Consider the following 11,785-nt stretch of genomic DNA (forward strand, 5'->3'; position numbering starts at 1 on the left):
TGGCACTCATCAGTAGTGCGGTGGCGGCGTCTCTTCGGCCATGCTGGCGATCTGGCTCGGCTGTACGCTCTGCAATTTATCCACCAGTAGATGGATCTGGTGTTTGAGCCGGTCCAGCTCGCGACCCTGGGTGGTGACCTCGTCGTTGAGCTGCTCCACCGTGTATTCGGCAAAGGCGAGGCGGCTTTCCAGGGTTTCGAGGCGTTCGTTTAGTTGCTGACTCATGGGCCTTTTGGTCCTTACTTGATAGTCCAGATTTCAGCCAGGCCACTGGAGCTGGCACTGACGAGGTGGTCATTGTCGCGCAAAGCCACGCCATAGACCACAGCGCTAGGCGGTTTCACCTTGGGATGGGGCGAGACGCGCCAGCTCTGCAACGGCTGGCCGTCACTCACCTGCCACAGAGTGAGCTGGCGGGAGGGGGCGCCGGTGATGAGCCAGTTGCCGCCGTTGGCAAAGCGGGCGCTGGTGTAGACCTCGAAGCGGTGATCGTATTGCAACCGGCTGTGCTCCTTGCCGGTTTTGAGATCCCAGATGCTGGCCTGGCGACTGTCTGCGGTGAAGGCGAAGCGTCCGGACGGATCCAGTCTCGCCATCACGACTCGCCCGGCGTGGTTGAAGCGCCACACCACCTGGCCCGTGCGGGTATCCCACAGATAGGCGCTGTAATCGTTGCCGCCGGTGAGGGCATAGCGACCATTGGGGGAGAGATCCACCGTGTTGACCTGTTCGGTGTGGCCGAGGAATTGCAGCCGGCGTCCGGTCTGGGTGTCGACCACTTCCGCCTTGCCGTCTTCACGGCCGATGAGCACCTGGCGGCCATCCGCCGAGATCGCCGCATCGCGCAGGCGGGATTCTGGCAGGGAGTAGTAGCCCTGGGAGCGGCCATCCTGCAAGCGCCAGATGGCGAAGGTGTGCTGGGTGGCGGTGATGGCATGGCTGTCATCGGGGGAGAAGCGGGTCAGGGTGACGAACTCCTCCTGGTCATCGCTCTGGCGCCAGCGCCAGCGCTCCTTGCCCTGTTCCAGATCCCACACCACAGTGCCCTGACCCAGGCTGGAGACGAGCGCGAGCTTGCCGGAACTGGCGAGATCCGCACTCAGCAGACCCTGGTTGGCGAGGCGGATCTGCTGGCTGGGAAGTGAGCGTTGTTCGCACCCTGTCAGCATCAGGCAAATACCGATGAGATAAATGGCACTTTTGATCATTTTTCCTGTCTCATGCTTTCGTTACCTGCGATCACGGCGTTAGTATAAGGCGCTTATCACGATAAACCTCTCATTTCACGAAGGAACCGAGAGCGGTATTTAGAGTTTTGGAGAAACTGATGAACAATTTTCTGAAGGTGTCCCTGTTGGCTGCGGCGGTTGCCGTCGGTCTGACTGCTTGCCAAAAAGATGAGAAACCTGCTGCGACCAACACCGCAGAGGTCAAGGCAGAAGCCAGCAAGCCGGCAGAGGCCCCCAAGGCTGAGGCCAAGAGCTTTGAAGAGCAATCCGGCTATGCGATCGGCCTCTCCATGGGTCGTTATATCGCCAATACCCTGGAGCGCCAGCAGGAGCTCGGTATCAAGCTGGACAACACCGTGATCCTGAAGGGTGTCACCGACGGTCTGGGCAAAGAAGCCAAGATGACCGACGAGGAGATCCAGAAGGTTCTGCAGGAATACGACGCCAAGATCAACGAGCTGACCAAGGCGAAGGCCGACAAGGATGCCGTGGAAAACCTGAAGAAGGGTGAAGAGTTCCTGGCTGCCAACGCCAAGAAAGAGGGCGTGAAGAGCACCGAGTCCGGCCTGCAATATCAGGTCGAGAAGATGGGTGACGGCGCCAAGCCGAAGGCCACCGACATCGTCAAGGTGCACTACACCGGTACCCTGACCGATGGCACCAAGTTTGACAGCTCCGTCGATCGCGGCGAGCCGGCTACCTTCCCGCTCAACCAGGTGATCCCGGGCTGGACCGAAGGGGTGCAATTGATGCCGGTCGGCTCCAAGTTCAAGTTCTTCCTGCCGTCCAAGCTGGCCTATGGCGAGCACGGCGCAGGTTCCATCCCGGCCAACGCCGTGCTGGTATTTGACGTAGAGCTGCTGGCCATCGAAAAACCGGCTGCCGATGGCGACAACGCCAAGAAATAAGCTCAAAGCACCATAAAAACGGCTCCCCAGGGAGCCGTTTTTGCTTGTGTATTGTCGCAATCCCCCGGATAAAGCGATGAGGCCGTCTTGAGTGTGTGGCGGCTAGCCCCCAGAATAGACAACAAAATCAAGCGCAAGGATGGATCTCGTGGCTGAAAGCAAACCCCGTGTCCTGTTGGTGGAAGATACCCGCAGTCTGGCGGTCGTCTATGAGCAGTATCTGGCCCAGGATGGCTACGAGGTGCAGCTGGCAGATTGTGGCCAGCAGGCTTTGGCACAATTGCTGGCAAGCCCGCCCCCCGTGGTGCTGCTCGACCTGGAGTTGCCCGACATGTCCGGCATGGACATCTTGCAGCAGATCACGGAGCGGCAACTGCCCTGCTCCGTGGTGGTGATCACCGCTCACGGCTCGGTGGATGTGGCGGTGGAGGCGATGCGGTTCGGGGCCTTCGATTTTCTCACCAAGCCGTTCGATGGCAAGCGCCTGTGCGCCACGGCGCGCAATGCCCTGAAGCACCAGCAGCTCAGCTCGCTGGTGGCCCAGTATCGGGAAAACTTCGAGCGCAGCTCCTTTGCCGGTTTCATCGGTGCCTCCATGGCGATGCAGGCGGTCTATCGCATCATCGAGAGCGCGGCGCCGAGCAAGGCCACCGTCTTCATCACTGGCGAGAGCGGCACCGGCAAGGAGGTGTGCGCCGAGGCCATCCACCAGTGCAGCCCGCGTCGGGATCAGCCCTTCATCGCCCTCAACTGCGCCGCCATTCCCCATGACCTGATGGAGAGCGAGATCTTCGGCCACGTGAAGGGGTCGTTTACCGGTGCCCAGGGGGATCGCAAGGGGGCGGCCAGTCTGGCGGACGGCGGCACCCTCTTCCTCGACGAGATCTGCGAGATGGATCTCGACCTGCAGAGCAAGCTGCTGCGTTTCATCCAGACCGGCACCCTGCAGCGGGTCGGCAGCGGCAAGCTGGAGACGGTGGATGTGCGCTTTGTCTGCGCCACCAACCGGGATCCCCTGGTGGAGGTCAAGGCCGGACGGTTTCGTGAAGACCTTTACTACCGCCTGCACGTGATCCCGCTGGCGCTGCCCCCCCTGAGGGAGCGGGGAGAGGACATCCTGCTGCTGGCCCGGGAGTTGCTGCTGCGTTATGCCGGTGAGGAGAACAAGCGGTTCAGGGACTTTGATGCGGACGCAGTGCAGGTGCTGCTCGACTACCCCTGGCCCGGCAACGTGCGCGAGCTGCAAAACGTGGTGCGCAACATAGTGGTGCTCAACGATGGCGAGCTGGTGAGCCCGGATATCCTGCCACCTCCCCTCAACGGGGGGCGTACCCTGGCCCCGGAGCCTGCGGTCGGGATCGCGGATCCCCAGTCAGAATCCGTCGTCGTTCGCAGGCAGGTCCGTCCGCTCTGGCAGGTGGAGAAGGAGGCCATCGAGCAGGCCATCGCCAGTTGTGACGGCAACATCCCCAAGGCGGCGGCCCTGCTGGAAATAAGCCCTTCCACGATTTATCGCAAGAAGCAGAGCTGGGAAGAGGCGAGTCCGGCCTGAGCCGTCACCTCTGCTCTCGGGCAGACATGCTGATGTGCGGGGCGGCCAATTGGCCGCCCCGCACGCCTATCAGAGTTTGGCGAGCTGCTTGAGCCTGGCCAGCCGTTCTGCCTCGTTGGCGGTGAACCAGCCATCCTGTGACAGCAGAAACCAGGCGCGGGCAAAGAACTCGGGTGCCGCGGGATCATTGAGCACGAGCGCATTCTCCCCCAGCTCCTCGAACACATAGCCATCCTCGGGGGTGCCTGCGGCGGCCATGTCGTCGCGCAACTGCGCCAGTTCGGCCATGGCCTGTTCATGGCGATCCTGGGCCCGGCTCAGGCGCGCCAGACTCCAGCGGGCGATAAAGGCTTTGCCCTGGTTGTTGTGCTGCTCGTGCCAGGCCAGGCACTTTTGCTGACAGGCGATGGCCTCGTCGAGGCGACCCAGCTCGAACAGGGTCCAGCCCTGATTGTTATAGAGGGTGGCGAGCCAGCCTCGCGCCCGCTTGTCGTGACTGCGCTCGGCCAGGGTCATCGCCAGCTGGTGCCAGTGGCTCTGCTCCTCCAGGGGGGCGGCGATGGCCACCATGTGGGCCGCATCGATGGCCAGATAGTGCTCTTCGTGCTGTTCTCCCAGTTGCCAGGCCTGTTCAAACAGGGCTCTGGCGCTGGCCTTGTCACCGGCGGAGTTGAAGGTGCGGCCACGCTCCAGCAAGGCGCGCAGGCGGGCCCGTGGAGTCGCCTCGGTGAGGCGGGGTTCTATCTCGTCGAGCAGCTGGTGCGCCTGTGCAAACTGGCGTTGCAGCGAATGGGTACGGGCTATCTGGGTGAGGAGCTCCAGCTCCCATTGCAGGTTGGTGGCACGCGCCTCGGGCAGCAGTGCTTGAAAACGCTGGGCGCTGGCAACGGGATCCTGATAATCCCACAGCGCCATGAAATCGGGCGGATTGTTCATCTGGCCTCCATGCCGGTTATCCGCCCACCAAGATGCCTGAAGGCCATTCTTTGTACAAGAAGGGGGGCTGGCGCCATCGTGACGCCAGCGCTTGCCGATCAGTAGACCATGGCAAGGCTCATCAGCATCAGACCCAGGGCGGCAAAGGCTCCCTCCTTGATAGCCAGGCGCGGTACCAGTGCCTTGGGCAGGGCAGGGAACAGGCTCAGGGCAAAGCCGAACCCCGGCATCAGCCAGTGGAAAGCAGGGCTTCGCAGGGCGGGATCCGCAGCGCCATTGATGACGATGAGCAGGATAAAGAGAGTGAAGGCGGGCAGGATAAACCAGCGGGCATGGCCGGCGGCAACCGCCCGCAGTGGCGAGATGCGATAGAGCACCAGGGTCACGAGGAAGAGGGCGAGGGGAGCCAGCAGATAGAGCGGGGCCGGATTCATGATGAGTGTCTCCTGACAAGGGGGGCAGAGTGTAGGCAGTCCGGGTGGGGAATGACCAGTCCCCCGCGCCCGGGCTGTGAAGCGGATCGCAGGGCAAAGGTTTGCCTGGGCAGGATCAGCGGAACCAGAACCAGAGCACGGCAAATACCAGCCAGCTCAGCACCAGCAGGATCCAGGGCAGCGGGTGCTGGCGGGTGAGCTCGATGACCTCGGCTTCGCTCTCCTCTTCCCGTGTCTCTTGGGAAGAGTGCCTGGCTTTGGCTTGCAGTTTCTTCTGGCGGCTGGCTTCGCGGGCCTTCGCCTTCATCTGTTTCTTGTATTCGTCTATGCCCTTCTGGATCCCCTGGGCGATGAGCTGGGTTTGCTCCTTGGTCTGCCCCGGCTTCTGGTTGGCACGGGCGATCTTCATCGCCTCCTGCTGGGTTTCGGGGGAAATTTTGTCGTACTTGGCCATTCCAGGCACTCCTTGGCATTGATTGGCGGGCAGTATGCCATAACCGTTACCGGCGGGCTGCCATCATGGGGGAAATTGCTCTGTGAGTGGGGGGCCTCTGTTCCAAATAGGGGAAACAGGTTGCGTGGATGATCACATTTGGCGGAATTTGTGAGTCGCCGATGAAAAACCGTCACATGTTGTTTGTTATATTACCGCCCGATCCTGGATAGGGTCGTCCAATAACAAAATAACAAGGTGATATGGAAATGAATTATAAATTTGTCAAAGGAAGTATCGCACTGGCAGTGCTTGCCGCATTGAGCGGCTGCAATACCTCAAGCAACGACAGCGTCGCCCCCTGCACCGAAAATGTCTGCAAGCTGACCATTTTGCATACCAATGATACCCACGGTCGTTTCTGGCACAACGACAAGGGCGAATATGGCATGGCGGCCCAGAAGACCCTGGTCGAGCGGCTGCGTGCCGAGGCGAAAGCGGCGGGCAGCGAAGTGCTGGTGCTCTCCGGCGGTGACGTCAATACCGGGGTGCCAGAGTCGGATCTGCAGGATGCAGAGCCGGACTTCATGGCCATGAACAGCATCCGTTACGATGCCATGGCGGTGGGCAACCACGAGTTCGACAACCCCCTGACCATCCTCGAGAAACAGCGCCAGTGGGCCCAGTTCCCGATGATCTCCGCCAACATCTATGACAAGACGAGCGGCAAGCGCTACTTCGATCCCTACAAGGTGTTCAAGCTGGAGAGCGGCCTCAAGGTCGCCGTTCTGGGTCTGACCACAGAGGACACCGCCCAGCTGGTGGATCCCAACAACGTCCAGACCCTCGAGTTCCGCGATCCGACCACGGAAGCCGCCAATCTCGGCAAGCAGATCCGCGACAACAAAGAGGCGAACCTGGTTCTTGCCATCACCCACATGGGCCATTACGAGAATGGTCAGCACGGCAGCAACGCACCGGGTGACGTGGAGATGGCCCGTGCACTGCCGGCAGGCACCCTGGACGCCATCATCGGTGGTCACTCCCAGAACCCGGTCTGCATGGAGCCGGGCACCCCGGACAAGTACGCCGACTTCAAGCCGGGCGACGACTGCCAGCCGGATCAGCAGAACGGCACCTGGATCATGCAGGCTCACGAGTGGGGCAAGTATGTAGGTCGTGCCCAGTTTGACTATCAGAATGGCAAGCTGACCCTGACCCAGTACGATCTGATCCCGGTCAACCTGAAGAACGCGGACGGTGATTTCATCCAAGAAGAGATCGTCAAGGATCCCGAGCTCTACAACACCCTGCTCACCTATCAGGAGAAGGGACAGCAGGAGCTGGGTGTGGTCATCGGTGCCACCGATGGCGTACTGGACGGTGAGCGCGCCAACGTGCGCAACAAGCAGACCAACCTGGGTCGTCTCATCACCACCGCGACCGCCGAGAAGCTGAGCACCGACTTTGGCATCGTCAACTCCGGTGGGGTGCGTGCCTCCATCGCGGCAGGGGACATCAGCTACCGTGACGTGCTGACCGTGCATCCGTTCGGCAACACCGTCAACAAGGCGACCATGAGCGGCAACGAGCTGCTGACCTACCTGGGTCAGGTCGCGACCAAGACCGCCAATACCGGTGGCTATGCCCAGTTCGGCGGCATCAAGATGACGGTGGATTGCCAGGCCAAGAGCGTGGACATCGCCACCATCGGCGGGAAGGCCTTCGATCCGGCAGCAACCTACAGCTTCTCCATCCCGAGCTTCAGCGCGGCCGGTGGTGACGGTTATCCGAAGATCGACACCATCAATGCCGGTCTGGTGGATGCCGGTGTGCTGAAGGATTATATCGCAGCGAAGAAGATCATTCAGGTCGCCGATTATCAGCCGGCCGGCGAGGTCAGCTATATCAACTCCACCTCGGTAGAGGGTTGCAAATAATCCCTGCACCCCGAGCCAATAAAAAAGAGAGGCAGCCATGGCTGCCTCTCTTTTTATTTTCAATGTCATCAGCAGTGTCTCTCGGGAAATATATCCGGCCACGGGAAGCTGCCCCGAAATAGGGCATGACACAATCCGATGGCAATAAAAAGGCGACCCTGAGGTCGCCTTGATGAAATGGGTCGGTTGAACCTTAGAGCTGCTCGATGCCGACGATATGCCAGGGGGCATTGTCCTTGGCGAGATCACGCTCGAGGTGCCACACCTCCTTGATATCCTCCTCGACCTGCTCCTGACGGTCCATGTAGCGGCCGCTGAAGCGCACGCTCACCTGGGCCCAGTCGCTGCCGTAGTCGGCACGGACCAGCTGGGTGTCCACGTACATCACCTCGGTGTGCTGCTCACCGGAGAGCTCGGCGCGTTCGGCCTTGAGGTGCTCGAACAACTCGGGGCTCACGTACTCGCGGATCTTCTCCAGGTCGTTCTTGTTCCAGGCCTCTTGCAGGGTGCGGTAGTGATCGCGGGCACCGGCCAGGAAGCCGTTCATGTCAAAGCCCGGGGGCAGACGGAAGGGCACGTCGCTGTCGGCAAAACCGGTGGCCTGCGGGGCGCTGTGGCTCTGCTCGAACTGCTGGGGGGCCGCGCTCTGGGGCGGTTGATAGCCCGCATAGGCCGTCTGTGGCTGGGCCGCTGCCGCCTTGTTCCTGCGCAGGGCTCGGAACAGGAAGACACCGCCCAGTGCCAGCAGGGCGATCAGCAGGAAGTCCATCCCTTGCAGACCTTCGAAGGCGCCGCTGCCCAGCAGGTAGGCGAACAGGCCGCCGGCCAGCAGACCACCCAGCAGGCCGCCCATCATGCCGCCTTTCTTGGGTGCCTGGGCGCCCACGGTCGGGTTCTTGGTGTCGACCGGCTTGGCCGCAGGTTGGGCCGGAGCCGTCTTGTAGCTCTTGCCAAAGGATTTGCCGCCACCAAGTTTCTTGGCCTCGGCGATGGGTGCCCCAAGGCCAATGGCCAGGATCAGGGCAAACAGGGTCAGCATCTTTTTCATTTTGACTCTTTCACTCTCATGTAGGTGGGGGCATGCTCTGCTTGTGCAAGCTCAGCGAGGCGCATGGCAGGCTGCCAGTCCCTTTTTGTGTTGCAGCTTGCGGGTATGATTATCACGGATGGCATGAATTATTCATGAACAGATTGAGTCGTCCGACAGGGGAGGCGCCCATGAGACACAGACGGCCGAGTCGCTCGGTGCGCAGGTTGCGCAACAAGCAAAGAGCAAGAACGAAAGATCAGACCCTGGTCTGGCCCTTTCTCGTACTGTGAGGCAGGTCTGCGGCGCAGAAGTGGATGACGCTGACGAGGCCAGGGTCCCGTCTTGTCGCCGGATGCGATGACGGGACGTATTAGCGCTCGCGATGGCGGGGTTTCTTTTGTAAAATTCCCGTCCCCTTCCCGCTGCGGTTTTTATGTGTATGGCAGAGCAAGTGACGGCGAAAAAAGACGCCAAGACACAACAGCTGAAAGTACCTCCCCACTCTTTTGAGGCCGAACAGTCCGTACTGGGCGGTCTGATGCTGGACAACGAGGCCTGGGATCGGGTCGCCGAACGGGTGATCGACAAGGATTTCTACAGCCGCCCGCACCGCCTGATCTTCCAGGCCATGACCCGCCTCTCCAACGCGGGCAACCCCATCGACCTCATCACTCTGCAGGAGGAGCTCGAGCGCTCCGAGCAACTGGAAGAGGCCGGTGGCTTCGCCTATCTGGTGGAGATCGCCAAGAACACCCCGAGTGCCGCCAACATCAGTGCCTACGCCGAGATCGTGCGTGAGCGGGCGGTGGTGCGGGAGATGATCTCGGTCGCCAACGAGATAGTCGAAGCGGGCTACGAGCCCCAGGGCCGTACCTCCAACGATCTGCTGGATCTTGCCGAGAGCAAGGTGTTCCAGATCGCCGAGCAGCGCACCAGCGCCAACGAGGGCCCCCAGCCCCTGAAGCTCATCCTCGAGCAGACCGTCGACAAGATTGAAGAGCTGTTCAAGACCCCCCACAACGGGGTGACCGGCGTGTCGTCCGGCTACAACGATCTGGACAAGATGACCGCCGGCCTGCAGCGTTCGGATCTGGTCATCGTCGCCGCCCGTCCCTCCATGGGCAAGACCACCTTTGCCATGAACCTGTGCGAGCACGCGGCCCTCACCGCCGACAAGCCGGTGCTGATCTTCTCCCTCGAGATGCCCTCCGAGCAGATCATCATGCGTATGCTCGCCTCCGTGGGGCGCATCGACCAGACCAAGGTGCGGACCGGCCAGCTCGACGACGAGGATTGGGCGCGGCTCTCCTCCACCATGGGGCTGCTGCTGGAGAAGGGGAAGATGTACATCGACGACTCCTCCGGCCTGACCCCGACCGAAGTGCGCTCCCGTGCCCGTCGGGTGGCGCGGGACAACGGCGGCATCAGCATGATCATGGTGGACTACCTGCAACTGATGCGGGTGCCGGCGCTGTCTGACAACCGTACTCTGGAAATCGGTGAAATCTCCCGCTCCCTCAAGGCGCTGGCGAAAGAGTTGCAGTGCCCCGTGGTGGCGCTCTCCCAGCTCAACCGAAGCCTGGAACAGCGGGCCGACAAGCGCCCGGTCAACTCGGATCTGCGGGAATCGGGCTCCATCGAGCAGGATGCGGACTTGATCATGTTCATCTACCGCGACGAGGTCTATCACGACGACAGTCCCGACAAGGGGATCGCCGAGATCATCATCGGCAAGCAGCGTAACGGCCCCATAGGACGAGTGCGGCTCACCTTCCAGGGTCAGTTCTCGCGCTTTGACAACTACGCGGGCCCGGCGTTTGATGATGACTACTAAGTCGGGAGCCTGCTCCCGGCATCCAGACACAGTTTTCCCGGTTCGACAATTCTGCCGGTCCGGCCTTAGACGATGAGATTTGAGGGCTGACACCACCCGGTGCCTGATTATCATGCCCTCGTAAGGGAAAACAGATGAAAGCGGCTATCGCCCAGATCAATACAGCGGCCCTGCGCCACAACCTCGCTGTGGTTAAACGCCACGCCCCCCAATGCAAGATCATTGCCGTGGTCAAGGCCAACGCCTATGGCCACGGCCTGCTGCCGGTCGCCCGCACCCTGGTGGATGCGGCCGCCTACGCGGTGGCCCGCATCGAAGAGGCGCTGATGCTGCGCTCCTGCGCCGTGGTCAAGCCCATCGTGCTGCTGGAGGGCTTCTTCAGCGCCGCCGACCTGCCGGTGCTGGCGGCCAACAACCTGCAGACCGCGGTGCACACCTGGGAGCAGCTCGAAGCGCTGGAGCAGGCGGAGCTGCCTGCCCCCGTGGTGGCCTGGCTCAAGCTCGATACCGGCATGCACCGCCTCGGGGTACGGGCCGAGGAGATGCCCGCCTTTATCGAGCGCCTCGGCAAGTGCAAGAACGTGGTGCAGCCGTTCAACGTCATGACCCATTTCAGCCGCTCCGATGAGCTGGAGCAACCCACCACCCGCGAGCAGATCGACCTGTTCAGCCAGCTGACTGCGCCGCTCAAGGGCGAGCGCGCCATGGCCAACTCGGCAGGCATCCTGGCGTGGCCGGATTCCCACTGCGACTGGGTGCGCCCCGGCGTTATCCTCTACGGCGTGTCGCCTTTCCCCAATACGGTGGCGGCGGATTATGACCTCCAGCCAGTGATGACCCTCAAGACCCAGCTCATCGCGGTGCGCGATCACAAGGCGGGCGAGCCGGTAGGCTATGGCGCCAACTGGGTGTCGGATCGCGATACCCGGCTCGGGGTGATTGCCATCGGCTATGGCGACGGTTATCCGCGCATGGCCCCCAACGGCACGCCAGTGCTGGTCAATGGCCGCATCGTGCCCCTGGTGGGCCGCGTCTCCATGGACATGACCACGGTGGATCTCGGCCCCGGCGCCACCGACAAGGCCGGTGACGAGGCGGTGCTCTGGGGGGAAGGGCTGCCGGTGGAGCGGGTGGCCGACCAGATCGGCACCATTCCCTATGAGCTCATCACCAAGCTCACCTCCCGCGTCTTTATGGAGTACGTGTAGGCGAGTCGCCCCTCATCCCCAACCCTTCTCCCGCGAGGGGAGAACAAAAAGGCCGCCCCGACAAGGGCGCAATGCTGTTCACTTAAGAGAATTTGAGTTCCAGTCCACGTAGTATCAGGACAAAAAATCGAGGGAGGCATGATGCCTCCCTCTTTCTATTGCAAGCCCCGCTGGATAAAGGCTGGAGGAAGATCGACTGGACACAGCCTTGCCCCCTCAACTCAAATCCAATTTATGAATAATCAGTCAAAAAAGTGCTTATCTGAACAGCATTGCGCATC

11 protein-coding genes are annotated in these 11,785 nt (G+C 61.5%); 5 read left to right on the plus strand and 6 right to left on the minus strand.

Annotation, left to right across the window (positions count from 1 at the left end; genetic code table 11):
* Positions 1-9: 9 nt before the first annotated feature.
* Positions 10-225 carry a SlyX family protein gene (locus C3418_RS10150; protein ID WP_010673249.1) on the minus strand — a complete coding sequence of 72 codons (216 nt, stop codon included), beginning with the start codon at positions 223-225 and terminating at the stop codon, positions 10-12.
* Positions 226-239: 14 nt separating this feature from the next.
* Complete coding sequence (locus C3418_RS10155) at positions 240-1,208, minus strand: WD40 repeat domain-containing protein (protein ID WP_041211198.1); 969 nt, start codon at positions 1,206-1,208, stop codon at positions 240-242.
* A gap of 119 nt (positions 1,209-1,327) precedes the next feature.
* Here C3418_RS10155 and fkpA point away from each other — a divergent pair, with 119 nt between their 5' ends.
* Together fkpA and C3418_RS10165 are read left to right on the plus strand one after the other, a co-directional pair.
* Positions 1,328-2,137, plus strand: a complete 810-nt coding sequence (fkpA, locus tag C3418_RS10160; protein ID WP_029313875.1) for an FKBP-type peptidyl-prolyl cis-trans isomerase — start codon at positions 1,328-1,330, stop codon at positions 2,135-2,137.
* A 148-nt stretch (positions 2,138-2,285) separates the two neighbouring features.
* The gene (locus tag C3418_RS10165) at positions 2,286-3,689 is read left to right on the plus strand and encodes a sigma-54 dependent transcriptional regulator (protein WP_042881314.1); all 1,404 of its coding nucleotides are present in this window, start codon (positions 2,286-2,288) and stop codon (positions 3,687-3,689) included.
* A 69-nt stretch (positions 3,690-3,758) separates the two neighbouring features.
* On the opposite strand, the gene C3418_RS10170 is transcribed toward C3418_RS10165, so the two are convergent.
* The 3 genes from C3418_RS10170 to C3418_RS10180 all read right to left on the minus strand — a co-directional run bounded on the left by C3418_RS10170 (position 3,759) and on the right by C3418_RS10180 (position 5,513).
* Positions 3,759-4,625, minus strand: a complete 867-nt coding sequence (locus C3418_RS10170) for a tetratricopeptide repeat protein (RefSeq protein ID WP_103858425.1) — start codon at positions 4,623-4,625, stop codon at positions 3,759-3,761.
* A gap of 98 nt (positions 4,626-4,723) precedes the next feature.
* Positions 4,724-5,059 (minus strand): hypothetical protein, encoded by a 336-nt coding sequence (locus C3418_RS10175; RefSeq protein WP_010673254.1) that lies wholly within the window; start codon positions 5,057-5,059, stop codon positions 4,724-4,726.
* Between the two features lie 115 nt (positions 5,060-5,174).
* Positions 5,175-5,513: a DUF2956 domain-containing protein gene (locus tag C3418_RS10180; protein WP_041211201.1), complete on the minus strand. Its 339-nt coding sequence runs from the start codon at positions 5,511-5,513 to the stop codon at positions 5,175-5,177.
* A 248-nt stretch (positions 5,514-5,761) separates the two neighbouring features.
* Between C3418_RS10180 and ushA the strand changes: the two genes are divergently transcribed.
* Positions 5,762-7,432, plus strand: a complete 1,671-nt coding sequence (gene ushA / locus C3418_RS10185; protein WP_103858426.1) for a bifunctional UDP-sugar hydrolase/5'-nucleotidase UshA — start codon at positions 5,762-5,764, stop codon at positions 7,430-7,432.
* Between the two features lie 193 nt (positions 7,433-7,625).
* On the opposite strand, the gene C3418_RS10190 is transcribed toward ushA, so the two are convergent.
* Positions 7,626-8,480 (minus strand): Tim44 domain-containing protein, encoded by an 855-nt coding sequence (locus C3418_RS10190; protein ID WP_010673257.1) that lies wholly within the window; start codon positions 8,478-8,480, stop codon positions 7,626-7,628.
* Between the two features lie 421 nt (positions 8,481-8,901).
* Here C3418_RS10190 and dnaB point away from each other — a divergent pair, with 421 nt between their 5' ends.
* Both dnaB and alr read left to right on the plus strand, forming a co-directional pair.
* On the plus strand, positions 8,902-10,296 hold the full coding sequence (dnaB, locus tag C3418_RS10195) for a replicative DNA helicase (RefSeq protein ID WP_039040054.1): 1,395 nt from the start codon (positions 8,902-8,904) through the stop codon (positions 10,294-10,296).
* Between the two features lie 134 nt (positions 10,297-10,430).
* Positions 10,431-11,504: an alanine racemase gene (alr, locus tag C3418_RS10200; RefSeq protein WP_103858427.1), complete on the plus strand. Its 1,074-nt coding sequence runs from the start codon at positions 10,431-10,433 to the stop codon at positions 11,502-11,504.
* The last annotated feature ends 281 nt before the right edge of the window (positions 11,505-11,785 follow it).

It is taken from the genome of Aeromonas sp. ASNIH8, from assembly GCF_002919855.1.
Lineage (GTDB): Bacteria > Pseudomonadota > Gammaproteobacteria > Enterobacterales > Aeromonadaceae > Aeromonas > Aeromonas caviae.